Origin of the sequence: Enterobacter cloacae complex sp. IR5401 (assembly GCF_049238425.1) — a bacterium.
Lineage (GTDB): Bacteria > Pseudomonadota > Gammaproteobacteria > Enterobacterales > Enterobacteriaceae > Enterobacter > Enterobacter hormaechei_C.
Genome location: NZ_JBMKHN010000007.1, coordinates 169504 through 194745, shown reverse-complemented (window position 1 = coordinate 194745; position 25242 = coordinate 169504). Strand labels below are relative to the sequence as shown.

Genomic DNA, 25242 nt, shown 5'->3' with positions numbered 1-25242 from the left:
GACAGCCGTATGACGAATACCCCTGCGATGAACCGATATAGCTGGTATGGCAAATTACCCAGCGCCGGAGATTTTTTGCAGCGTCGCTTTCCGGATACCCTGCAACGCCAGTGGTCGCACTGGTTCCAGGTCGGCCTGCTGGCCTGGCAACAGGAAGAGCAGCGCAGCGGCGAGCGCCCGTTTTCTAAAGCCCCGGTGTGGAACTTTGTCGTCCCGCCGATGCTCGGTAGCCAGATGATTCAGATGGGCTGCCTGCTGCCGGGCCGTGACAGCGTAGGCCGCCACTATCCGGTATGCCTGCAACTGAGTTTCACTCCCGCCGAGTGGTCATCCCGCCTGCTCGGGCAGGCTGAGAGCTGGTACCAGCAGCTTGGTCGTCTGGGGCTGCACGCGGTGCGTAACAGCTATTCTGCCTCCCAGCTGGATGAAATGCTGATGACCATCCCGGCGCCCCAGCCGGTTGAGCCGCAAAAGCGCTCCGACATTCTCGACGTGATTGGCTATGACGACGAGGGTCAGAGCACGCTGGGCTGGCCGCAGGCGGCGGAGTGTTTTGATCCGCTGCGCCAGACCAGCTACTGGTGGACAAACCGCTGCGACGGCTATCCGCTGTACACCCACGTCCACAGCGGAAACTTCACCGGGCAGCTCTTTACGCTGCTGTTCGATCCGGCAGGCGGCGCCCGTCCGGGCCGCCACGGTCTTTACCCGCCTATGTTTGAATAAGCAGGGATCTTATGAATATCGATGAATTTCTCGCGCCGATAAGCCCCGACAACCCCTGCGGTGAAAACCTGGAGTACGACGCTGATTTCCAGGCCATGGGGCAGGCCAGTCAGGGCAAAGCCGAGCAGCAGTTTGGCGACACCATCATTCCGGCAGAGCCTGCCGACTGGAACACGGTGGAAAAACTCGCCACCAGCCTACTGGGACGCACCAAAGATCTTCGCGTCATGCTGGCGTTAACCCATGCCTGGACACGTCGTCGCGGGCTGGCAGGTTACGCCGACGGGCTACTGCTGGTGCAGGAAGCCCTGTCCCGTTACTGGGAGCAGCTTTACCCGCTGCTGGAAGAGTATGGCGAAACCGATCCGTTCTACCGCATCAACGCCCTCGCCGGGCTGAGTGATAAATCTGACCTGACGGTCGCGGTACGTAACGCCTCACTGCTCCGCTCAAACGGCGATGAGATTTCGCTCCGTGACGCCCAGGCGCTGCTTGACGGCAGTAAAACCGAGTGTCCGGATTATCCGGGCGGGCGTCCACGACTGATCGATGAGCTGGCCCGGGGCGATCAGCCCGGCACCGAAGCGGTAATCGTGATCAACGAACGCCTGCTGGCCATCCGCGAACTGCTTACCGGCTATCTCGGGGAAAGTGGCGTACCGGAGATGGAACAGCTGCTGAAAACCGTCGGGCTGGTCGCCAGCGCGTGTCAGGTGACCGACATCAGTAAGCTGCTGCCGAACCGTGACGCGCAGGCTGAACAGCACGCTGAGCCGCAGCCTGCGGCAGCGCAGCCCGTTCAGCCGGTCACCGACTGGCGCAGCGTGCAGGTGACCAGCCGCGCCGACGCGCAGCTAATGCTGGAAAAAGCGAAACAGTACTTTGCGCAGTACGAACCCAGCCATCCCGCACCGCTGATGATTGAACGGGTGCAGCGGCTGTCTGAACTCAACTTTATGGACATTATTCGCGACCTGGCGCCAGACGGCGTTAACCAACTGGAAAACATCTTTGGACGCCGCGAATGACGCGTCCTGGCATTATGACGACAGGCATGGAGTCTGCCGTTTCACCTTCACCGCGCATCTTTGATGGAGAACATCATGGCAATGAGTAACAGTGGACAGAAATTCATCGCACGCAACCGTGCTCCCCGCGTGCAGATCGAATACGACGTAGAGATCTACGGTGCAGAACGCAAAATTCAGCTGCCGTTTGTGATGGGCGTTATGGCCGATCTGGTTGGCAAGCCGGTGGAAAACCTGCCAGCCGTCGACGAGCGTAAATTCCTGGAAATCGACATCGACAACTTCGACGAACGCATGAAGGCGCTGAAGCCGCGCGTGGCGTTCCAGGTGGATAACACCCTGACCGGCGAAGGTAAGCTCAACGTCGATCTGACCTTTGACAGCATGGACGACTTCCTGCCGGACGCGGTGGCCCGTAAAGTAGAGCCGCTGAACAAGCTGCTGGAAGCCCGCACCCAGCTCTCTAACCTGCTGACCTACATGGACGGCAAAAACGGCGCGGAAGAGCTTATTGCAAAAATCCTTCAGGATCCGACGCTGCTCAAATCCCTGAGCCAGTTGCCGAAAAATGACGAAAGTGCGAAAGGTAGCGAGGAATAATCGATGAGCAACCAGACTCAACAACACGATCAGCAGGCGGGCCAGGCATTCAGCCAGGACGAGTTCAGCGCGCTGCTGAATAAAGAGTTCCGTCCTAAAACCGATCAGGCGCGCTCTGCCGTAGAAAGCGCGGTTAAAACCCTGGCGCAGCAGGCGCTGGAAAACACCGTGACCTTCTCAAACGATACCTACCGCACCATTCAGAACCTGATTGCCGGTATTGACGAGCAGCTTTCGCAGCAGGTGAACCAGATCATTCACCACGAGGAGTTCCAGAAGCTGGAAAGCGCCTGGCGCGGCCTGAGCTACCTGGTGAACAATACCGAAACCGACGAGATGCTGAAGATCCGCTTCATGAGCATCTCCAAGCAGGAGCTGGGCCGCACCCTGAAGCGCTACAAGGGCGTGGGCTGGGACCAGAGCCCGATCTTCAAAAAAATCTACGAGCAGGAGTACGGCCAATTCGGTGGCGAGCCGTTTGGCTGCATCGTGGGCGACTACTACTTCGACCACAGCCCGCAGGACGTTGAGCTGCTGGGCGAGATGGCGCGCATTGGCTCCGCGGCCCACTGTCCGTTCATCACCGGTACCGCACCGGGCGTGATGCAGATGGAGTCCTGGCAGGAACTGGCTAACCCGCGCGATCTGACCAAAATCTTCCAGAACACCGAATACGCCGCCTGGCGTTCACTGCGTGAATCGGAAGATGCCCGCTATCTGGGCCTGGTGATGCCGCGCTTCCTGTCGCGCCTGCCGTACGGCATTCGCACCAACCCGGTCGACAGCTTTGATTTTGAAGAGCAGACCGACGGCGCGAACCACAACAGCTACTCCTGGGCGAACGCGGCCTATGCGATGGCGGCCAACATCAACCGCTCCTTTAAAGAGTACGGCTGGTGCACCTCGATTCGCGGCGTCGAATCCGGCGGGGCGGTGGAAAACCTGCCGTGCCACACCTTCCCGAGCGATGACGGCGGCGTGGACATGAAGTGCCCGACCGAGATCGCCATCAGCGATCGCCGTGAAGCGGAACTGGCGAAAAACGGCTTTATGCCGCTGGTTCACCGCAAAAACTCCGACTTCGCCGCCTTCATCGGCGCGCAGTCCCTGCAAAAACCGGCCGAGTACCACGACCCGGATGCCACCGCTAACGCGCGCCTGGCCTCCCGTCTGCCTTACCTGTTCGCCTGCTGTCGTTTTGCTCACTACCTGAAGTGCATCGTGCGCGACAAAATCGGCTCCTTCCGCGAGCGCGAAGAGATGGAACGCTGGCTGAACGACTGGGTGATGAACTACGTCGACGGTGACCCGGCGAACTCCTCCCAGGAAACCAAGTCCCGCAAACCGCTGGCGGCGGCGGAAGTGCAGGTGCAGGAAATTGAAGACAACCCGGGCTACTACGCCGCGAAGTTCTTCCTGCGTCCACACTACCAGCTGGAAGGTCTGACCGTTTCCCTGCGCCTGGTTTCTAAACTGCCGTCGCTGAAGACGAAAGACGCGTGATAATAATTGCCGGCCCGCAGGGGCCGGCCATTTGTGCGTAAAAGCTTAACTTATTTCTGTCAGTGAATAAGGATATACGGTGAAATATATACTTTTGATCGCAACCAGTTTGCTGGCAGTTTCTACTCTGGCAAGCGCGGACGCCGGAAATTATAAATACCCTCAAGCGGAAGCATTGCCTCAGGATGACACATCAAACTTCCAACGCGATCCGACGCTGTTAACAGGGTACGATTTAAATCTGAGTGCAGAGCGTTTTGCTAAAGCCTGGCTGTCGAAAACGAATGAACGTGAACGCATTAAGGCAAATATGTATCTTCTCGGCGTAGTCGACGCGTCTGAGGGCACTGCATGGTGCAAGGGCAGGCCTTTTTTGCCAAATACAATACATGAGTTTCTCTATTCTCGTTTTGCGAACTTATCGAAACAGCAAGGCGAGGAGCGCGCTTCAAAAATCATCATTGACGGCATGAAAGAATTACGCCCGTGCAAAAAAGGAGAGTGACAAATGAGACCATTATACGAACAACTTAAACGTCAGCATTACTCTTCAAATCACACACGCGCGGGTTTTGCCTCGGGTGAACAGGTTTTTTCAGAAATTGGCTACGATTATTCGACGATTATCAAGCAACAACCGGCATACGAAAATACCTGTGCGGTAAGAATGAGCCTGGCATTGTTAAAATGCAATGTTGAATTTACAGGGCGTTTACCCATAAAGACCGGTCCCTATAAGGGAAAAACAATCGAGCCTGGCGCAAAATTACTTGCCGATCAGCTTTATAAATCCCATGTGTTTGGCAAGGCAGAAAGCTTTAAAGACCGCGAGGCTGGTGCACGCTCAATGTTGGGCCGAAAAGGTGTTGTTTTCTTCAATAAAATTGATGGATATGGCGGTGGTCATATCGACCTTATCGAGCCTCTGAGTAATAATTCTTTTATATGTAACTCCGATTGCTTTCCGTACTGTCAGGAAATCTGGTTTTGGGAATTAAAATAATTATATTCAGGTGTTTAAAGACCGTATTTCTTTTGCTCACTTGCTTATCTTTTTCTGCTCGCGGTGACAACCCTTACGTTGATTTTTATCAGCAGCAAACATACCGGCAGGTGGTTAAAGATTTTGTCCTGGCGCGCTGCCTTGCGCAGGTAGCAGATAAAGGCAGTCAATTTTCTGCTGATGCGGCCCGCAGTGCGAGTGCATTTATTGAATGGATACCGTTTGATGCTGAAAACGGTACTGACAAAGTTAACGCCATTATTGGAAAGTATAAAAACCAAATTAATGGTTTCCACTCGGAGCGCAAACCTGATGTAAAAGGCGTAACCTTAAATTGTCTACGTCTTTATCATAGCGACGAACTGAATAAACTGGTTCCGCAGCTCATCATTGGCGATCCTGATCGTACCTGGATTCAGGATAATCCGCAGTAGTAAAAGACTTCACATTCTTTCCGTTCATTCAGGGGGAATGTAAGACTGTCAAATGACACGGGTCGTTTGATATGAGGCAGAGGTAAAATATGGACGGTTTTATTCAGCCCCATGCTTTCCTGTTTGCCATATAAGGGCTTTTTCGAAAGCAATATTGTTCATCCACGAAGAGTAGATATTATGGCTATTGATATGTTTCTGAAGGTCGAGGGTGTTACGGGCGAATCTAAAGATTCTAACCACACCGGCTGGACTGACATTACCTCCTTCTCCTGGGGCGCGTCCCAGCCAGGTAATATGAGCGTTGGCGGTGGCGGCGGTGCCGGTAAAGTGAACTTTAACGATCTGCACGTTAACGCTCTGATCGACAAATCCACTACAGCAATCCTGAAACACTGCGCAAGCGGTAAACACCTGACCAAAGTTGAACTGTCCGTCTGCAAAGCGGGTGGTCAGCAGGTTGAATACACTCGCATCACCCTGGAAGACGTTCTCGTGACTTCTGTTCAGTACACCGGTGCCGACAACGGCGATACCGTTGGCGTGACCTATGCATTCCAGGCTGCGAAAGTGAAACAGCAGTACTGGGAGCAGACCACTGCCGGTGGTAAAGGTGCTGAAAGCAGCGCTGGCTGGAACATCAAAGAGAACAAAGAAGCGTAATTGTTCATCCATGACCGGGGAACCTCCCCGGTCATGATGATTGATTCCAAATATGTTGTAGGTGAATGATGATTAGAAAGTTAAACGTAATATCAATCGCATTAGCCTGTAGTGCTTGCATTTCACCACCTGCACAGTATAAGAAACTTTCTCTTACGTTAAAAAAACAAAATCCCTTGTTTTGATATCAGGCTGGATTCAAATTTTACTGGGCCTGTATCAGTTTACGCACCATCTGTAATGAAACGCGTTGGTAATCAATGGAAAACTATTAATTCTCATGACCAACTTCCAGCAATGCATATCTTGATTACAGAGGAGTGTATTCGTCTGAATGAGGTTGACTGGCGCAAAAGTGAGTATGATGTAGTATTGAAGATTGTCAATGAAAAAACTGCTATTCGATATGCTGCACGGTTAATATTAAAGAAAGGTATAAGTTGCGAGTTACTTTTAACGGCAAGTGAATGATATAATTTTCAAACCTCGGTGTTTTCGAGAGTGCATCGGCGTTTGAATGTTTATTTAATTATAAAATAATTAAACAATTCACCACTGCAAACTCTGGACAACTATGTGTGTTGATTAAAGGGTTTAAATATGACACATCGTTCAACCGTTAGCCCGGGCTACTGTGTGGTCCAACATCCTGGAACTTTAGATTATCAAGCACGATTATTGTTTAATAATGTCAATAGCGAAGCCGCTAGATACTTTATGCAAATAAACAATGACACACCTTGGTTGAAACCAGGGCAGTTACTCATCGTGGCTGACCCAGACAACACGAATCAGTCATCGCAACTGAGTATTCTTTCCAGGGCAAAACAGAAAATTAACCATGCGCTGGCATCATTAAACGCATCGGTTGCAGAGTATCTCCACGCTAATTATGACAATATTTCCGCATTGACTTCCTTAGGTGATAAACTAGCTGGGAATGCTGGTGATTTAGGTGAGAAATATTTCAGGCAAATTGAAAATATACTCATTAAAATTGAGAGGACTTATCAGAATCAGTTTATATCCCAAGGTTCTTTAATTGGTCGGCAGTTTTATATGGAAAGAAGGGTGTTATTCTCTCAGCTAAAACCTTTATTAAATAACCTAAGCAAGCTAACACTTAAGATTCAAACCTACGAAAATATTAAAAAAGCATTGAACTTATCAAGCCGCTCTATCGTCCATGAATGGAGTACGGTTGGTGTCGGCGCGATCCCTGGATATTCAGATTATATTGTACGCTCTTCTCGCGCGGCTAGTATTATGAAAGCAGGGGGCTGGATCTCACTAGGTTTCTCTTTTTTGAATACTTCTAATGATGTTTATAAAGCCTGTACTGTCGATCGTGAAGATGAATGTGGAAAAGTTGCTGTTACTGAATATAGTAAGTTTGGTGGAGGTACGCTTGGTGCTGCGGGAGGAGCCTGGGCTGCGTCTTTAGGTACTGGCGCTCTTTGCGGTGCAATGGGAATACCTACGATGGGTACTGGTGCCCTTGTGTGTGGAATTGTTGTAGGACTAGGCGCTACTTCTGCGGGAGCCTGGATGGGTACTAAAGGAGGGGCTGAATTGGGTGAAGGGATTAGTAACTTGATTTTTTCTGGGGACGAATAAATGAATGGAGATTTGCGTTTAATATTGCTTTTATTGGTTTTTTTAGGACTGTTTGCTTCTTTGTGTTTTTATTTTTATTTTTATCGTAAATATTCCCTGGAGCTATCAAAATCATTTCATATTTTGAGCGATAAGCAATATTTAGATGTAAACGATTATCTTTTTTATGAACAACTTGGTCTTCCCGGATTTGCGCATCGTGTGTTCCTTATGAAAAGGATATTGGCTGGAAAAGCCACAAAGCAAAATAGCAAAAAAAATCTCCCTCCGGAGGCAGAGGCATTAGTATCATCGATATACGATTTCTCATGGATAAAAATGTTTTACAGGATGACACTTTTTGTTGTCTTTTTGATGCTTCTATTGTTCTTATTGATTGCTACAGGACCCTAAAAGCATGTCATCTTTATGCCTGGCAAATATAACGTTATTGTTTCTTGTGCTTTTATTTATTAACGTTGTAATCATGGATGTTTACAGTTCTCGGCTTTTTAAAAAAAACGAGTCAGATTATAAGTGGCTCCTCTCTGAATATCGCCAAAAAGGCTATGATATCGACCTGATAACAAATTATGCATCGTTTTTTGGTTCACTGGCGAATTATCATAAAATAATCTGGTTTGTTCGTCTTCGCAAAGGCGTGAAGATGAAATTTACCAAAGACAGAAATGTTCAGGACGATGCCTATAAATTCGTTCAGGCATTACCGGAAGAGAGAATCGGCTGGATATTAAAACTGCATCGACGCTATAAAGTTCAGGCCTTACTTTTTACGCTATGGCTGCTTATCGGCATTATTTTCCTGAATGTAGTCAAATAGCTTTAATCAGCCCTTAATCCCCAAACCCCGCCGTTTTCACCCCCGAGAGCGGCAGCGTTTGAGCGCTAATCATACCAGCAGGAATACGCCATGCGATTCACGATTATTTCTACGAAACCCGGTCATCAGCCGCCGCAAAGCAGCTGTGATTTTTATGCCCCGGGCGGCACCATTGGGCGCGGTACGGATAACAATCTGGTGCTGCCGGACAATGACCGCACCATCTCGCGTTTGCAGGCCATCGTTCACGTCGACGCCAGTGGCGAATGCCGCGTCACGAACCGCGGCAGCGTTACCCGCGTGGTACTGAATGATATCCCGCTGGAGCGTGGGCGTCAGGTTGAGCTTCAGGACGGGGATATTCTCGGTATTGATGATTATCGCATTGAAGTCAGCGAACTCATTCATGACACCCAGCCCGTAAGCCGCATGGCGGCCAGCATGCAGCAGGCGCGCCCAGCGGCGACACCTGCTCCGGCGCCACAACCGAAACCGGCCAGCGCCGCGCCTCGCGGAAAAGCTGAACCTACGGCCGTGCCGTCGGAAATCTGGGACAGCCTGATGCAGGAGTTTTCCATCTCCGACAGCATCTCCAGCAACCGGGCAAAACCACAGCCCGCGGCATCCCACGATCCGTTCTCTCAGCCTGCGGCCCCGGAGCGGAATGCCGAAGATCCGCTGGCAATGTTTAACGACGCCGAACCGTCGCTTGAACGTAAAAACGTTGACCCGGACACGCTGTTCAGCGATGAAGCGTTGTTTAAAAAAGAGAGCATCTTTGACGATGTCACCCCTTCAACGCTGGTACAGCCGGACGAAAGCAAACCTGCCCAGCCAAAGGAAGAGGCGTCGGACGAACTTGATCCGTTAGCCCTGTTTGGCGGGTCGGCGAGCGCACCTGCCGCGCGTCACGATGACCCCCTCGGCCTGATGGGTGGCGCGCCGTTAACCCATCCGGATGAAATCGTGGCCGATAAGCCGGAGCCAAAGCCTGAACCGCAAGCCGCACAGGAAGAGGATGCGCTGGCCAGCTCACCGCTGTTCGATCCGGAACCGACTGAACCACAGGATGTGCCGCGCGCGGAAGAAGAGCCCGCGCGTCCCGATTACGCTGGCTTCACCATGCCAACGCCGCAGGCCGTGGCGCGCAGCAACGCGCAGGCGCCTAAAGGCCGCCTGCGTATCGACCCGGTTAAAAACGCTGCTTCGCCTGCTGCCTCCGCGCAGACCGGCGAGCGGGGCGAGGTGCTTCAGGGCGAACTGCTGGAGGCGCTGCTGGAGGGCATGGGCCTGAGCGAAATGCAGCCGGTACCGCAATTCGACCGGGAAAATATGCGTCAGCTGGGGCAGATCCTGGGCATGTTCTCGCAGGGGACCGTGGCGCTGCTCTCCTCGCGCTCCATCCTCAAGCGTGGGGTGAAAGCCGATATGACCATGGTGCTCGACGATGCGAACAACCCGTTCAAACTGTTGCCGACCGGGAAAACGGTGCTGATCCAGATGTTCGGCACGCCGATGCCGGGCTTTATGCCGCCGACCAAATCGGTGCGTGATGCGCTAATCGATCTCCAGGCGCACCAGCTGGGGATGATCTCCGGTATCCGCGCCATTATCGCCGCCATGCTGCAATCCTTTAATCCGGAACAGCTGGAAGAGCAGGCGAAGCAGAACGGGATGACGTCACGCCTGGCGCTGCCGGGCAGCCGTAAAGCCGCGCTGTGGGATTATTTCGTTCGCAGCTATGGCGAGACGGCGGGCGAGATCGAGGACGACTTCCATACCCTGTTTGGCGAAGCCTTCCTCCATGCCTATGACATGGAGGTCAATCAGTACAAAGACTCACAAAGCGGATCGGAAGAAAAATGAATATCGCAACGGCTTCTCTCTCCCGCCAGGGGACGCGCGCCAGCAACCAGGATCAGACGGGAGAAACCATCGGGGAACGTTCAGCCTGCTTTGTCGTCTGTGACGGCATCGCGGGCCTGCCGGGCGGCGAGGTGGCCGCTGAGCTGGCCCGCAACAGCATTATTTCCCGCTTTGACGGCGACAAGCACCTGAATGCGCAGCATATTCGTGACTACGTCCAAACGGCGAACCGCACCATCCTCAGCGAACAACAGGCCGTGCAGGACTATCGCCGGATGGGCACCACGCTGGTCAGCCTGTTTATCGACAGGGATTACCGTCTGGCTTACTGGGCGCACGCCGGAGACAGCCGCCTGTACCTGTTTCGCCGCGGCTGGCTGTGGCATGTCACCACCGATCACAGCCTCGTCCAGCAGATGAAAGATGCCGGGCATCAGACCGACGATCTCAACAGCAACCTGCTGTATCTGGCGCTGGGTATTGAGAATGGCGGACCGGAAGCGAGCTACAGCGATGTCGTGCAGGTTGAGGACGGTGATGCCTTCCTGCTCTGCACCGATGGTTTCTGGCACGGCGTCAGCGAAGAGCAGATGAAGCAGTCGCTGCACATGGTTAATACGCCACAGGAGTGGCTGACCTTAATGAACCAAATCATTCAAAAGAATGCCGAACAGGAGGGCAATGCTCAGGATAACTATACCGCCGTGGCGGTGTGGATGGGCAACCCTCAGGACACCACTTTGCTGCATACGCTCTCTGACGCAGCACAATTTCTTCCCTGCGGAACTGATTAGACACACAAGGATTGATATGAAACTTTGGCTATCGGGTTTGGCTCTTCTGACGGTGGCGACCACCGCACAGGCTGAAAACTTCCGCATCGTGCAGTCTCCTGCGCAGAAGCTGGATATCTGGATCGACAACATTAAAGACAATACGCCGCAAAGCTGGTGTAAGGCGGACGTGGCGCTGCGTATCGTGGCGAACGGCAAGAAAGAGGTTTCGGTGCTGGAAAACTTCGTGCCGCGCCTTGGCTCGCTGCTGGAGCACCAGTGCAGCAAGCTGAATACCCTGAACTGGACGCTTAACGATCCGGAAGGCACGACGCTTGCCCGGGGCACAGCGGCTAAAGCACAGGACTGGGCGCTGGTGGTGAAACAGCAGGAAACGACGGCGGCAACGACCACCACCTCAGGCGCGCTGCTGCCGCCTGACCAGAATCCGGAGACGCACACCGTGGCGGCAGATCGTACGCCATGGCAGGAGTTCACCCTTCAGGACGGTTGCCACCTGCGCACCTTCTGGGAGGGCGGTTCCTCCGCGCCGGCGCTGTTTATTCCGGATTCCGACACCACCCGCTGCGGCAACGGTAGCTGGCTCAGCGGCCACACCGTGGTGACGCAAAATCGTAACGGGGCGCAGAAAGCGATTCCGGTCACCTACATTCATGGCTTCCCGGTGATGGGACTGAACAACGCGGTCGATCCTGAAAAGGCGCTGATCACCTCCGTCAACAAAGAGCGCATGGTCTTCAGCACCCCGAACAGCGACCAGAGCTGGATGATCCTGCCGTACGACAGCACTCTGAACGGCTGGAAGAGCAACGGCACGGTGGCGGTGGAAATCACCCGTGAGATCGCCAGCGACGACGCCAGACTCCAGGCGCGTATCGCAGAGGTGAAGAAGATCTGGAGCGCATGGGTTGCACCGGGCGCGGAGCTGAACGTTGTTCTGATTGACACGCTGCGCCCGCAGTTGCGCGATCCGGCAGTGGGCGCCTGGCGCGCGGCGAATTAAGGAGGGGCTATGAATACGCTTTATCAACGTCTGGCGGGCGAGTCGATTAGCGACGCGCTGCTTCGCCTGGAAGCCGATATCAAAGCCCGTCCGGCGGATGCCGATCTGCGCGCCGCGTTTGTGCAGTTTCTGATCCTCAGCGGCAACTGGGCGCGCGCCCTGACCCAGCTGAAAAGCTGGCTGGCGCTGAAGCCGCAGGCAAAACCGACCGTAACGCTGCTGGAGCAGGCCATTCAGGGTGAACAGCAGCGGGCGCGCGTATTCGCGGGAGAGGCGCGACCGGCAATGCCCGAGGCGCAGTGGCCGTGGCTGTCGACGTTAGCCCAGGCGCTGACCGAACGCGCCGGGCAAGCGCAAACGCTGCGCCTGGAGGCACTCGAACAGGCCCCGGCAAGCCGCGGGCAGGTCACGCTGGAGAATGAAGAGAGCCACACCTTTGAATGGCTGATGGACGGCGATGCCCGTCTGGGGCCGGTGTGTGAAACCCTGGTCAATGGCCGCTATTTCTGGGTGCCGTTCTGCGCCATCGATGCGATCCGTTTTCAGGCTCCGGCCAGCGTGACCGATCTGGTGTGGCGTCATGCGCTGGTCCGCCTCACGGACGGCACCGAGCAGGTGTGTCAGATCCCGGCGCGTTATCCGTTTGCTGACGGGGCGCCAGACAGCGTTAAGCTGGGGCGCACCACCGAATGGCTCCCGCTGGACGATGACGGCGCCCTGTATGAAGGCATGGGACAGAAAGCCTGGCTGAGCGAGCAAAGCGAAAGCCCGCTGCTTACCCTGAGCCTGGTGACGTTTGCTGCGGATGGTGCGGATGAGTAATCCCGCTGGCGAAGGCGATCTGCTGCGCAGCGGCTGGCAGGCCCGCAGCAGGCAGGAGAAAGTGGGGGCGCGGGACAAAATGCAGCCCTCACTGCTGGATCGCCTGACGGATAACGATCCGGAAAAAAAACGCGAGTCCGCCAACAGCAATCTGATTACCCACGCCGCGCTGCGTCGTAACGTCCTGCGGGATTTACAGTGGTTGTTTAATACCATCAACCACGATGCCTCCAGCGATCTGAGCGGGCTGACGCAGGTGAGCCGTTCCGTCGTTAACTTCGGCGTCGCGCCGCTGGCGGGGAAAAGAATGTCTGATATCGAATGGCACGACATTCAGCGCAAGCTCACCGAAGCGATTATTAACTTTGAACCGCGGATCCTGCCGCAGGGGCTTCAGGTTCGCTGCGTGTCCGATACCTCCTCGTTAGATCTGCACAACGTTCTGTCTATCGAAATCAAAGGCCGCCTGTGGTGCGTGCCGTATCCGCTGGAGTTTCTCTTTCGCACCGACGTCGATCTGGAAAACGGCCATTTTGAACTGAAAGATGCGGGGTAATGATGGAAAGCAAACTGCTCGAATATTACAACCGTGAACTGGCCTATCTGCGCGAGATGGGCGCGGAGTTTGCCGAACGCTACCCGAAAGTGGCGGGGCGGCTCGGCATGCGCGGCATCGAAGTGGCGGACCCGTACATTGAGCGCCTGATGGAAGGTTTCGCCTTCCTGACCTCCCGCGTGCAGATGAAAATGGACGCCGAATTCCCGCGCTTTTCACAGCGTATGCTGGAGATGATTGCGCCAAATTATCTGGCGTCTACGCCGTCGATGGCGATCGCTGAAATTCAGCCCGACAGCAGCCGGGGCGACCTGAGCAAAGGCTTTATTGTGCCGCGCGGTACCATGATGGACAGCCTGGTGCTGAAAAAAACCGGCGTTACGTGCAGCTATACCACGGCGCACGAGGTGAACCTGCTGCCGTTAAAAATTGAGCGGATCGAGCTGGGCGGCGTTCCCGCCGATCTGCCGCTGGCCCAGCTCGGCCTGAGTCAGCGGGGGATCAGCAGCGCCTTACGGGTCCGCATTGCCTGCGATGGCCCGCAGCATCTCGGGCACCTGAATTTTGACCGCCTGGAGTTCTTCTTAAGCGGCCCGGACATCGAGGCGCTGAAGCTGCTGGAGCTGGTGATGGAGCACCACGCGGGCATTGTCTGCCAGACGGTCAGCAAGCAGCCCCAGCGCCAGCTGCTGTCGTCTGACGCCCTGCGTCAGGAAGGCTTTGATGCGGACCAGGCCCTGCTCCCGGACGATCTGCGTAACTTTGACGGCTATCGCCTGTTGCAGGAGTACTTCGCGTTCCCGGCGCGTTTTCGTTTCATCAGCCTGAGCGGGCTGGGCAAGTTGATCCAGCGCTGCGAAGACGAAAAAGCGTTTGATATCTTCATTCTGCTCGACAAGAGCGACGATCAGCTGGAGCGCGTGGTGGATGCCAGCCACCTGGCGCTGCACTGCACGCCGGTGATCAACCTGTTCCCGAAAGTGGCGGCCCGGCAGAAGCTGAGCGAAAGCCAGCATGAATACCACCTGGTGGTGGATAACATCCGCCCGCTAGATTATGAAATTTATGCCGTGAAAAAAATTTATGCCAGCGCCGATGGTCAGCGGGACGACCAGACGTTTCGTCCTTTCTGGAGTACCTGGAGCGGAGACGCGGGCAACTACGGCGCCTATTTTTCCCTGCGCCGTGAGCAGCGCGTTCTCTCCGAACACGCGCTGCGCTATGGCACCCGCACGGGCTATATCGGCTCGGAGGTCTTCGTCTCGCTGGTGGATGCGCAGCACGCGCCGTGGCAGGAGAATTTGCGCTACATTTCCGCCGAGGTGCTGTGCACCAGCCGTGACCTGCCGCTGATGCTCCAGCAGGAGCTTGGGCAGTTTATTATGGCCGACTCCATGCCGGTGAAGGCGTTAACCCTGCGTAAAGGCCCGACGCCGCCGCGTCCGGCACTGGCCGAAGGGTTCAGCACCTGGCGGCTCATCAGCCAGCTGCAAATGAACTACCTTAGCCTGATGGACAGCGAAAACGAAGAGGGCGCTGCCGCGCTGCGTCAGCTGTTAGGGCTGTACGCCAACCTCGCCGAGACGCCGGTTGCCCGTCAGGTGGATGGCGTTCGTCACTGCGTGCTGGAGCCGGTGCACCGCCGCGTGCCGGAACCCGGGCCGGTGGTGTTCGCCCGCGGGATCGGCATCACCCTGACGGTGGACGAACGTGCCTTTTCCGGTGCCAGCCCGTGGCTTTTCGGCAGCGTGCTGGAACGCCTTTTTGCCCGCCTGGTCTCCATCAACAGCTTTACGGAGTTCACGCTCAAGAGCCAGCAGCGCGGCGAAATCGGCTACTGGGCACCGCGTATGGGTAAAAGGGCGCTGGTATGAGTGAAGTTGCCCCTGCAACGCTGCGCGTGCATCGCCTGACGCCGCTGCCCGATGCGTTCTGGCGCGGAGTGCGCGAGACGCCGTGGCGCTACGATCTGTTCCAGCTGTTAAGACGCATTGATGCCCAGGGCGGCGAGCGTTACCCGCTGGGACGCGCGCCGCTGCCTAAATTTGAGCCGCTGCGTATTGGTCAGCAGCCTTCAATGGGCTTTGCGCCGTCAACGGTTGCTGAGGTCCGGCAGCGGGAAGAGAACGGACTGCATGAGGTTTCCATTCTGAGCTTCGGCCTGTTTGGTCCTAACGGCCCACTGCCGGTGCACATGACTGAGTATGCCCGCGAGCGTATTCATCATCATCAGGATCACAGCCTCAGCGCGTTTGCCGACCTCTTTCACCACCGCCTGACGCTGCTGTTCTACCGCGCCTGGGCGGACGCGCAGCCTGCCGTTTCACTGGATCGCGACGACAACAGGCGCTTCGAAGGGTATCTGGCATCGCTGATTGGCATGGGGCAGCCTGCCCAGATGTCGAAAGGCAGCCTGAGCGCGCATGCCCGCTTTACTCACGCCGGGCACCTGACCCGCCACGGGCGGGACCCGGAAGGGCTGGAGAAAATCCTGCGCAACTATTTCAACGTGCCGGTCAGGCTGGTGGCCAACGTCCCGCAGTGGATGCCGCTCTCAACGCGGGAGCAGGCACAGCTGGGTGAGGGGCGTCGCCTGCCGCGCATGGGAGAGTCCGCTTTTCTCGGCATTGCGGTACGCGACGTGCAGCATAAATTCCGGCTCGAGATTGGCCCGTTGAGCGCAGACGACTACAACCGTTTTCTGCCGGGCGAAGGATGGGTCACCGAGCTGCGCGACTGGGTGCGACAGTACGCCGGGGTGGAATTTGAATGGGAAACACGGGTGATCCTGCGCGCCGATGCGGTGCAGGGCGCCACGCTCGGTAGCGCCGGGCGATTAGGGTACAACACCTGGCTCGGCCTTCAGCCTCAGCCTGTTCCGCGTGGCGATCTGGTGTATCGCGCAGAGCGATAATCCTTCCGTATACCGAATCATTGTTAATGGAAACTAACATGTCAGAAATTAGCCGTGCCGTGCTTTTCGGCAAACTGGATACGCTGTTATTTACCTCTCTGGAAAGCGCGACTGCCTTCTGTAAGCTGCGCGGCAACCCGTACGTTGAGCTGGTGCACTGGCTGCATCAGCTGATGCAGCAGCAGGATGGCGATCTGCAACAGGTCATCCGTCACTTCGCCCTTGATGAACAGCAGCTGACGCGCGATATCGTGGCGGCGCTGGATGCCCTGCCGCGTGGCGCGAGTTCCGTGTCTGATCTTTCCGAGCATATCGACAGCGCCGTCGAGCGCGCCTGGGTCTACGGCTCGCTGAAATTTGGCGTCAGCCGCATCCGCGGCGGCCATTTGCTGATCGGCATATTGAAAACGTGGAATCTGGCTAACGTGCTGAAAAGTATTTCGGCGCAGTTCACCCGTCTTAACGTTGAGGTGCTGGTCGAGCAGTTCGACGCCATTTGCGCCAGCAGCAAAGAGAGCCAGCAGGCCGCCGCCGCTGCGGACGCGCCTGCCGGGGCAGTACCGGCTGCGCAGGGCACGCTGGCGCAGTATGGTCAGGATCTGACGGCGCGCGCCCGGGAAGGCAAGATTGACCCGGTGGTGGGGCGCGATGAAGAGATCCGCCAGATGGTCGATATCCTGATGCGTCGTCGACAGAACAACCCCTTGCTGACCGGGGAAGCCGGCGTCGGGAAAACCGCAGTGGTGGAAGGGCTGGCGCTGCGTATCGCCGACGGCGACGTGCCGGAGCCGCTGCAAAACGTTCAGCTGTGGCTGCTGGATATCGGCATGCTTCAGGCCGGAGCGGGCATGAAAGGGGAATTTGAGGCGCGCCTCCAGGCGCTGATTAACGAGGTGCAGTCCAGCGCCACGCCAATTATTCTGTTTATCGATGAGATCCACACCCTGATTGGCGCAGGCGGACAGCAGGGCACCGGCGATGCCGCTAACCTGCTCAAGCCAGCCCTGGCGCGCGGGCAACTGCGCACCATCGGCGCGACCACCTGGGCGGAATACAAAAAATACATTGAGAAAGATCCTGCGCTGACCCGCCGCTTCCAGACCGTACAGGTTCACGAGCCGGATGAAGCGAAAGCCGTACTGATGCTGCGTAGCACCGTGTCGCCGCTGGAAACCCATCATCAGGTTTTACTCCTCGACGAAGCGGTCAGCGCGGCGGTGAAACTGTCGCATCGCTATATCCCTGCGCGTCAGCTACCGGATAAAGCGGTGGCGCTGCTGGATACCGCCTGCGCGCGCGTGGCCGTCAGCCAGAGCGCGCCGCCTGCTCAGCTGGAAGACTGTCTGCGTCACCTTGCTGCGCTTGACGTGGAAATTGAGATCGCAGAACGCGAAGCGCGCGTGGCGGCCGGTGATGCCGAGCGCGTCACGGCATTACGCGCCGAACGCGACGCGTATGAGACAAAACGCGAAGCCCTGGCCCGACGCTGGGAAGAAGAGCGCAGCCTGGTGCAGGAGATTATCCGTCTGCGTGCCGCGCTGTTTGCGGCGGTAGATGAGGATACCGCCGAGCTGCACGGCCAGCTGGCAGAACAGCAGCAGGCGCTGAAGATCTTACAGGGTGACGAACCGCTGCTGTTTGCCGCGGTGGATGAGAACGTGGTGGCTGCGGTGGTCTCAGACTGGACCGGGATCCCGCTGGGCCGGATGGTGAAAAATGAGATTGACGCGGTGCTGAACCTTGCCGACACGCTGAACCAGCGTGTTATTGGCCAGCGTCACGGTCTGGATCTGATTGCCCGCCGCGTGAAAACCTCGCGGGCGAAGCTTGATGATCCGAACAAGCCGGTGGGCGTCTTTATGCTGTGCGGTCCGTCCGGCGTCGGTAAAACCGAAACCGCGCTGGCGCTCGCCGAATCCCTGTACGGCGGCGAGCAGAACGTCATCACCATCAACATGAGCGAGTTCCAGGAAGCGCACACCGTCTCCACCTTAAAAGGTGCGCCTCCGGGGTACGTAGGGTATGGTGAAGGCGGGGTATTAACCGAGGCCGTCCGCCGCCGTCCATACAGCGTCGTGCTGCTGGACGAAATTGAGAAAGCGCACCCGGACGTCCACGAGATCTTCTTCCAGGTCTTCGACAAGGGCTGGATGGAGGACGGCGAAGGGCGTCACATTGATTTCCGTAACACCATTATTATTCTGACCTCTAACGTCGGCACCGACCTGATCGCAGCCATGTGTGCCGACCCGGAACTGATGCCGGAGCCTGACGCGTTAAGCGGCGCCCTGCGCCAGCCGCTGCTGGAGGTGTTCCCGCCTGCGCTGCTGGGCCGCCTGCTGGTGGTGCCGTATTACCCGCTGAGCGACGAGATGCTGGGGCAGATTGTGCGTCTTCAGCTCAGGCGCATTCAGCGTCGTCTGGAAGAGAATCACAATATTATTTCTGAATTTGACGACAGCGTGGTCGAACAGATTGTTCAGCGCTGTACCGAGGTTGAGTCGGGCGGGCGTATGGTGGATGCGATTCTGACCAATACGTTGCTGCCTCAGATGAGCCAGATTTTACTTACCGCCAGCCGCAGCGACCAGCAGTACCGACGTCTGCATGTCACCTGCGAGCAGGGCGAGTTCCACTGTCAGTTTGCCGCGTAATAATCATCAAGAGAACTGTAAAAGATGACGGATAATGATAACAATCGGACTGTCCCAAACGCGCTCCCGGTCGGGTACCGTTTCAATGAGTTTGAGATAAAAGAGGTGATTGGCGGCGGCGGATTCGGCATCGTCTATCGCGCCTGGGATCACCAGCTCGAACGCACTATCGCTATCAAAGAATTTATGCCTTCCTCCCTCGCCGTGCGCGGCGAGGATATGACGCTGGTGCTGCGCAGCGAGCGCTTCGGCAAAGCGTTTTCTGCCGGTCTGAACAGCTTCATCCAGGAAGCCCGCCTGCTGGCGCGCTTTAACCACCCGAACCTGCTGCACGTACTGCGTTTCTGGGTGCAAAACGACACGGCCTATATGGGGACGCTGTTTTACAGCGGTACCACGCTGTCGCGTCTGCGCGAAGAGAAACCGGAGCTGATTAACGAGGCGTGGATCCGCCGCATGCTGCCAATGCTCTTCGGCGCCATCAAAACGATCCACGACGAGGGTTATCTACACCGCGACATCTCGCTGGATAACATTCAGATTCAGGATAACGGCCTGCCGGTGCTGCTCGATTTCGGATCGGCGCGCCGCACCATCGGTAATCTCTCGGATGAGACGGAAACCATGCTGCGTCCGGGCTTCGCGCCTATCGAGCAGTATACCGACGACAATGAAAGCGAGCAGGGGCCGTGGACGGATATCTACGCGCTCGGCGCCGTGTTGCGCACCCTCATCGTGGGCTCTCCGCCACCGGTCAGCGTGGTGCGCTCGATTCAGGACACCTGCAAACCGCTGGTGGAGCTGATGCCGCAGGGCTATTCCATCCCGCTGCTACAGGCCATCGACAAGGCGCTGGCGCTGCATATGGAAGACCGTCCGCAATCCATTGAGGAATTCGCGGCGCTGATCGAGATGCCCGTCGCCGGTATCGACGAGGTGCTGACCGCGAAGAAGACCGGCACGATGCTGGTGCCGGTGGAAGAGGAGGCATCTGCTTCCGCGCTGGACTGGCGACGTTACAAGCTTTCGGGGCTGGTGGCCGCGGGCGTGCTGGTTGGGGTGGTTGCCGGTGCGATGCTGTTCGGCGGCGGCAGTCAGGAAACGCCAGAGCAGACGGCGCAAACCCCTGCCGTGAGCCCTCCGGCTGAGACCTCATCCCAATCGGAAACCAGACCGGCAACGGCAGACGTGAGCGAGCCGGTAGCGCCACCTGCTACGGCGCAGCAGAGTGCGCCGCCTGTCGACGCCAGCCCGGTCGCGCTGGTCTACATCCGCATGCTTGATGGCGAGACGCTGAAGGTGAACGGCGAGTCTAAAGCGCTGCGTCCGGGGAATAACGGTTACGCATCGCTGAAATTGCCTGCGGGCGAGACCCGCATTGAACTGGAAGGCAATGGAAGAACGCGTACCCAGACGCTGGATATTGCGAAGCCAGGCACCTGGCTGGTGAATCCGTAAGCCTGCGGGTAACAGGACGGAGCGAATGTATAACATCAAGTTTGTCTATCTGTTCCACGAGAACGTCTCGCCAGCGCTGTTTGCGAAAATAATCCGCCCGTCCGTTGCCGGACAGTGGATTATGTCGGTTCCCGACCATTCGCTGCGCTCACTCTTCACGCGCTACGATCTGCTGCGCACGATCACCGGTGCGAATCCATATCAGTCCGGGCGCGATACCCGTACGCTGATCGCGCAGGATTTAGAGATGGGCAGAGTGGTTGCCATTGACGAAAGTTTTCGTGACTGGTCATCAGTAACGGAAATTTTTTATATCAACGCCAAAGGGCAACTCCAGGCTGCCTCGCTGGTCGGCCTGGGCTGGTATCCGGTGAGTACGATTGTTGACCGCTACGAAACCATGGTTAGAACGTACGGATCTCGCCCTGCGCCAACGGTACTGCCAAAACAGGTGGTGAAATCTAAAACGGCACAGGTGCCGGATGAACCTACTCCGGGCAAGGACGGTAAAACCTATGCCGGGCAGCTACAGAAGATGACCAAAGCAGAACGCTGGCAGGCGCGTAAAGATCTGATCGCGAAGGGGAGCAATAGCCTTTATCCGGATGCCCAGATCGCCGCGAAACGTCTGGCGGCGAATAATATCGCGGTGGAAAAAGCGAAGCTTGCGGAAAATATTTATAAGACCGTGAACCCGCTGGAAACCACACCGGGCGTGCCGGAGGGATGGACGGATATCAGTAATGACGATGCGCTGTTAGGAAAGTTCGGGCTGAACAAATCCATGCTCTTTGACGATGATACGTCCCCCAATTTTCTGGCGCGCGTCTATCAACCGAAGCCGGAAGTGTTTGGTGCAGATATGAACCCCACGCTGGTATTCAGGGGATCGCGCGAGCCTGGCTTCGCCTCTCTGTCTGAGAATGTCTCCTCTCTACTGACCAAAGGGGAACTGGCGCCGGTGGTAAACGGGGCTGACTGGTCGAATAACTTCTCACAGGGCATGGGTATGGCTTCAGATTATTATAAAAAGGCCGTGAGTATCGGTAAGGAGCTGGCAAGGTCAGGCCAGAATATTGATATTGCCGGTCATTCCCTTGGCGGTGGTCTCGCCTCTGCAACCTCTATGGGCAGCGGGAAAGCGGGGTGGACGTTTAACGCCGCCGGCCTCAATGCCGGAACCGTAGAAAAATACGGCGGTAAGATATTAGGCAGTACGGATAATATCCAGGCGTATCGGGTTGAAGGTGAACTGCTGACGAAGATTCAGGAAGTTAACCCCTGGGAAGATCTGAAAACGATGAAAGGGCATGTCCCTTCGTGGATCCTCAAAGAGGAAATCTCTGCGCTGAGCCCTAATGCTGCCGGAATACCCCATGACCTTCCCGGTGGAACCGGAAGTGCGCTGGACCGCCACGGGATTAATCAGGCGATTGATTGCATAGAGCAACAGAAGGATGAGGATATTTCGATAATCGGGAGTCGATTGTGAAAAAAGGGTTGATGGCTTTTGTCGCGTTATGTTTTTTATTCATGATTCAGGGGTGTAAGCAGGATATGGACCTTAATCCACAGGACTACTTCAGCGGTCAGCAGCTTGAACTGGCGAAAGCGATTGAAGAAGGCGATGTCGACGCGGTGAAGACGATTGCACCAGACAGCGATCTTAATAAACCGGGAAAGCAGGATATGACCCTGCTTTTTTGGGCCATCGGCAACGCGATTAATGATAAAAAGACATCGCCCCATTTAAAGGTGATTACGTTGCTTGTTAAGGCTGGCGCAGATCCGCTCCAGCCTCGACCGCAGGGAAAAAGCAGTCCTGCCGAATTTGCCCTAAAGGGAGACAGTGCGGACTGGATCGACGCGATGCTGGACGGTGGCCTCTCACCCAACGTGAAAGATAAGGTTTTCCACGAACCCATCATCTTCCAGTCGCTAAAAGCGAAAAATACAGAGACGCTGGAAGCCATGCTCAATCGCGGTGCTGACGTCAACTCAACCAACTCACTGGGTAAAACGCTGGTGTTTGATGCGCTGGATAACCAGGCTTACGATCATGTCTTGTTGCTTCTCGATCGTGGAGCGGATCCGTCAATTAAGGCCAAAAATGGCTGGTCGATGAGCAATGCGCTCGCGGACGCGTTTAATGGACTTGAGCGAGGCAGTGAGCAATACGAGAAATTAAACGAAATAAAAGAGAAGCTCATCCAGAAGGGGGGCGAATGGCCACCCGCGCCGGTTAAGTGATTGCTCAACTGTCATGAACGCCAGAGATAAGGTTTTCGTTTTCTGGGGATGCATGGATGCCCTGGCCGTTGTCTTATATTGTGCCCAGTCCATGCGGCATGACAAGATCCCTTTTATTTCCGATATACACGCCTTCAGTACGGTTGTGAACACGCTGTCTGCTGGTGGGTATAGCGCTCTGGTTATTCTTTTCTTTATTCTCGATTTTTTGTTGTTGCTCTCTTTTATTGCCTCAGCATGGTGCTTCTTCGCCCGGAATTTATATGCGAGCAGACTGGCACTCTACCAGGAAATACTGCGTCTGGTTGGGTTTCGCTACTCAGTTTCCCTTTTTCCCCTCGTGTTAAGTTTCACGGGCGTGATGAATGTCTGGCTAAATGGATTTTTATTCATTTTGTCAGAGTTTCTGAAAATCTATTCCCTGTGGATTTATAAATATGAAGGGGAAAGGCCCCCGGTTAAAGAGTAAGACGGCCAATAACCAGAACATTCACGTTTAAAAAAGCCTTGTGTCAAAAATATTCTCAGCATAAACCATTACGGAATAAAGATTATGCTCAACCGAATTACCGTCCAGCTCCCGGTTGAGGGGCTGCTTTTCTGGAAACTCTCCGGCCGCGAGGCGATGTCCGAGTCGTTCGCGCTGACGCTGACCGTGCTCGGCACGGACGCGCGCATTGACCGCACTAAGCTGCTGGGCCAGCCGGTCACGGTGACCATCCCGACGCAGAGCCTGCTGACGCCCCGCTATATAAACGGCAAGATTACCCGGGTAGCGGTGAGCGCCGTTGAGCTGACGGGCACCCGCTACGCGGTATACCAGTTGACGGTGGAGCCGGACCTGTGGCCGATGAAGCGCGACCGCAACCTGCGTATCTTCCAGGGCCAGACGGTGCCGCAGATTGTGAAAACCCTGCTGGGTGAGCATCAGGTCAACGTTGAGGACAAACTCACCGGCAGCTACCGGGTGTGGGACTACTGCGTGCAGTATCAGGAGTCGAGCCTGGACTTCATCAGCCGCCTGATGGAGCTGGAGGGAATTGCGTACTACTTCAGCCACGAGGCCGACAAACACACCCTGGTGCTCACCGACGCCGCCCCCCAGCACCAGCCGTTCAGCGGCTATGAGGTCATTCCTTACCACCAGACGCCGTCCGGCGGCAGTACGGACGAAGAGGGCATCAGCCAGTGGGCGCTGGAGGACAGCGTGACGCCGGGGATTTACAGCCTCGACGACTATGACTTCCGCAAGCCGAACGCGTGGCTGTTCCAGGCCCAGCAGAACCCGGCGTCACCGAAACCGGGCAGCATCGACGTGTACGACTGGCCGGGTCGCTTTGTGGAGACAGGGCATGCGGAGTTCTACGCCCGCATCCGTCAGGAGCGCTGGCAGGTGGAGCATCAGCAGATTCAGGCGACGGCCACGGCGGCGGGCATTGCGCCGGGCCACATTTTTACCCTCACCAACGCGCCGTTCTTCAGCGATAACGGCGAGTATCTGGTGACGGCGGCGGGCTACCATTTCGAGGAGAACCGCTACGCGAGCGGTGAGGGGGAGACCATTCACCGCACCGATTTCAGCGTCATTCCGGCGTCGGTGTCCTACCGTCCGGCGCAGAGCACGGCGTGGCCGCGCACCTACGGCCCGCAGACGGCGAAAGTGGTGGGGCCGCAGGGGGAGAGTATCTGGACGGACAAATATGGCCGCGTGAAGGTGAAGTTCCACTGGGACCGTCTGGCGAAGGGCGATGACACCAGCTCCTGCTGGGTGCGCGTGTCGAGCGCCTGGGCAGGCCAGGGCTACGGCGGGGTGCAGATCCCGCGCGTCGGCGATGAGGTGGTGGTGGACTTTATCAACGGCGACCCGGACCGTCCGATCATTACCGGTCGCGTGTACAACGACGCGAGCATGCCGCCGTGGGCGCTGCCGGCTGCCGCGACGCAGATGGGTTTTATGAGCCGCAGTAAGGATGGCCACAAAGATAATGCCAATGCCCTACGATTCGAGGATAAGGCTGGGCAAGAGCAGATCTGGGTTCATGCTGAAAAAAACATGGACACCGAGATCGAGAACTGCGAGACACATGACGTAGGGGTAGACCGTAAAAAAATTATCGGCCGGGATGAGCACGTAACGGTTAAGCGTAACCGGGACGTGAACGTGGGGGCGAATTCAACCAGCAACACGGGTAATCAGCACAAATTCAATGTAGGTAAAAACCAAACCGTATTGACTATGGATAAAGAGGGAAATGCTCTGCTGGAAGCGACAACCTCGATTAAGTTAAAGGTGAATGATAACTACATTCTTATCACGCCATCGACAATTGAAATTATCGTTTCCGAAGGGACACTCAAGGCTGAGAGTATTACTGTGGCATCCTTCAAAGGGACGGAGTTGACGAAGTTAGGCGGCGGAATAAATGCCGAGATGAAAGCTAATGATACTCTTCATCTCAATGGTACAAACCTGACAGATATTAAAGGCGCTGTTGTTAAAATTAACAGCTAATATGTAGAAGGATTTTTGA

Annotated in this window: 24 protein-coding genes; all 24 read left to right on the top strand. The window is 56.0% G+C overall.

Annotated elements, in window-relative coordinates; genetic code table 11:
* Window positions 1–9: 9 nt before the first annotated feature.
* The 24 genes from tagF (at window position 10) to ACOTX1_RS12855 (ending at window position 25223) form a co-directional block, all read left to right on the top strand.
* Window positions 10–726: a type VI secretion system-associated protein TagF gene (tagF, locus tag ACOTX1_RS12970; RefSeq protein ID WP_006810959.1), complete on the top strand. Its 717-nt coding sequence runs from the start codon at window positions 10–12 to the stop codon at window positions 724–726.
* An 11-nt stretch (window positions 727–737) separates the two neighbouring features.
* On the top strand, window positions 738–1754 hold the full coding sequence (tssA, locus tag ACOTX1_RS12965) for a type VI secretion system protein TssA (RefSeq protein WP_003859964.1): 1017 nt from the start codon (window positions 738–740) through the stop codon (window positions 1752–1754).
* Between the two features lie 75 nt (window positions 1755–1829).
* Complete coding sequence (tssB, locus tag ACOTX1_RS12960) at window positions 1830–2354, top strand: type VI secretion system contractile sheath small subunit (protein WP_008502644.1); 525 nt, start codon at window positions 1830–1832, stop codon at window positions 2352–2354.
* Between the two features lie 3 nt (window positions 2355–2357).
* Window positions 2358–3857, top strand: coding sequence for a type VI secretion system contractile sheath large subunit (tssC, locus tag ACOTX1_RS12955; protein ID WP_006810956.1), 1500 nt, complete (start codon window positions 2358–2360; stop codon window positions 3855–3857).
* Window positions 3858–3936: 79 nt separating this feature from the next.
* Window positions 3937–4362 (top strand): Rap1a/Tai family immunity protein, encoded by a 426-nt coding sequence (locus tag ACOTX1_RS12950; RefSeq protein WP_023314312.1) that lies wholly within the window; start codon window positions 3937–3939, stop codon window positions 4360–4362.
* A 3-nt stretch (window positions 4363–4365) separates the two neighbouring features.
* Window positions 4366–4860 carry a T6SS effector amidase Tae4 family protein gene (locus ACOTX1_RS12945; protein WP_023314311.1) on the top strand — a complete coding sequence of 165 codons (495 nt, stop codon included), beginning with the start codon at window positions 4366–4368 and terminating at the stop codon, window positions 4858–4860.
* A complete protein-coding gene (locus ACOTX1_RS12940) occupies window positions 4845–5294 on the top strand; it encodes a T6SS amidase immunity protein Tai4 family protein (RefSeq protein ID WP_022651413.1) in 450 nt (149 codons plus the stop codon). The genes ACOTX1_RS12945 and ACOTX1_RS12940 overlap by 16 nt, the downstream gene beginning before the upstream one ends.
* A gap of 180 nt (window positions 5295–5474) precedes the next feature.
* Complete coding sequence (locus ACOTX1_RS12935; protein WP_014884229.1) at window positions 5475–5957, top strand: Hcp family type VI secretion system effector; 483 nt, start codon at window positions 5475–5477, stop codon at window positions 5955–5957.
* Window positions 5958–6557: 600 nt separating this feature from the next.
* Window positions 6558–7574: a hypothetical protein gene (locus ACOTX1_RS12930; RefSeq protein WP_023314310.1), complete on the top strand. Its 1017-nt coding sequence runs from the start codon at window positions 6558–6560 to the stop codon at window positions 7572–7574.
* Window positions 7575–7967: a hypothetical protein gene (locus ACOTX1_RS12925; protein ID WP_032634186.1), complete on the top strand. Its 393-nt coding sequence runs from the start codon at window positions 7575–7577 to the stop codon at window positions 7965–7967.
* Window positions 7968–7971: 4 nt separating this feature from the next.
* On the top strand, window positions 7972–8394 hold the full coding sequence (locus tag ACOTX1_RS12920) for a hypothetical protein (RefSeq protein ID WP_126497698.1): 423 nt from the start codon (window positions 7972–7974) through the stop codon (window positions 8392–8394).
* A 90-nt stretch (window positions 8395–8484) separates the two neighbouring features.
* Window positions 8485–10260 (top strand): type VI secretion system-associated FHA domain protein TagH, encoded by a 1776-nt coding sequence (gene tagH, locus ACOTX1_RS12915; RefSeq protein WP_023314308.1) that lies wholly within the window; start codon window positions 8485–8487, stop codon window positions 10258–10260.
* On the top strand, window positions 10257–11054 hold the full coding sequence (locus ACOTX1_RS12910) for a PP2C family protein-serine/threonine phosphatase (RefSeq protein ID WP_003859969.1): 798 nt from the start codon (window positions 10257–10259) through the stop codon (window positions 11052–11054). Before tagH ends, ACOTX1_RS12910 begins: the two co-directional genes overlap by 4 nt.
* A gap of 16 nt (window positions 11055–11070) precedes the next feature.
* Window positions 11071–12057 carry a hypothetical protein gene (locus ACOTX1_RS12905; protein ID WP_023314307.1) on the top strand — a complete coding sequence of 329 codons (987 nt, stop codon included), beginning with the start codon at window positions 11071–11073 and terminating at the stop codon, window positions 12055–12057.
* Window positions 12058–12066: 9 nt separating this feature from the next.
* On the top strand, window positions 12067–12879 hold the full coding sequence (locus ACOTX1_RS12900) for a type VI secretion system accessory protein TagJ (RefSeq protein WP_023314306.1): 813 nt from the start codon (window positions 12067–12069) through the stop codon (window positions 12877–12879).
* Window positions 12872–13435 carry a type VI secretion system baseplate subunit TssE gene (gene tssE / locus ACOTX1_RS12895; protein WP_015570336.1) on the top strand — a complete coding sequence of 188 codons (564 nt, stop codon included), beginning with the start codon at window positions 12872–12874 and terminating at the stop codon, window positions 13433–13435. The genes ACOTX1_RS12900 and tssE overlap by 8 nt, the downstream gene beginning before the upstream one ends.
* A gap of 2 nt (window positions 13436–13437) precedes the next feature.
* Entirely contained in the window at window positions 13438–15309 is a 1872-nt protein-coding gene (tssF, locus tag ACOTX1_RS12890) for a type VI secretion system baseplate subunit TssF (RefSeq protein WP_263521627.1), read from the top strand.
* Window positions 15306–16349, top strand: a complete 1044-nt coding sequence (gene tssG, locus ACOTX1_RS12885; RefSeq protein WP_022651406.1) for a type VI secretion system baseplate subunit TssG — start codon at window positions 15306–15308, stop codon at window positions 16347–16349. Before tssF ends, tssG begins: the two co-directional genes overlap by 4 nt.
* 38 nt (window positions 16350–16387) lie before the next feature.
* On the top strand, window positions 16388–19003 hold the full coding sequence (gene tssH / locus ACOTX1_RS12880) for a type VI secretion system ATPase TssH (protein ID WP_023314304.1): 2616 nt from the start codon (window positions 16388–16390) through the stop codon (window positions 19001–19003).
* A 24-nt stretch (window positions 19004–19027) separates the two neighbouring features.
* Complete coding sequence (locus ACOTX1_RS12875) at window positions 19028–20461, top strand: serine/threonine protein kinase (RefSeq protein WP_023314303.1); 1434 nt, start codon at window positions 19028–19030, stop codon at window positions 20459–20461.
* 25 nt (window positions 20462–20486) lie between these two features.
* Window positions 20487–21953 (top strand): hypothetical protein, encoded by a 1467-nt coding sequence (locus ACOTX1_RS12870; protein WP_003859977.1) that lies wholly within the window; start codon window positions 20487–20489, stop codon window positions 21951–21953.
* Complete coding sequence (locus ACOTX1_RS12865) at window positions 21950–22711, top strand: ankyrin repeat domain-containing protein (protein WP_023314302.1); 762 nt, start codon at window positions 21950–21952, stop codon at window positions 22709–22711. The genes ACOTX1_RS12870 and ACOTX1_RS12865 overlap by 4 nt, the downstream gene beginning before the upstream one ends.
* 52 nt (window positions 22712–22763) lie before the next feature.
* Complete coding sequence (locus tag ACOTX1_RS12860; RefSeq protein ID WP_023314301.1) at window positions 22764–23180, top strand: hypothetical protein; 417 nt, start codon at window positions 22764–22766, stop codon at window positions 23178–23180.
* An 84-nt stretch (window positions 23181–23264) separates the two neighbouring features.
* Window positions 23265–25223 (top strand): type VI secretion system Vgr family protein, encoded by a 1959-nt coding sequence (locus ACOTX1_RS12855; protein ID WP_023314300.1) that lies wholly within the window; start codon window positions 23265–23267, stop codon window positions 25221–25223.
* Window positions 25224–25242: the final 19 nt, after the last annotated feature.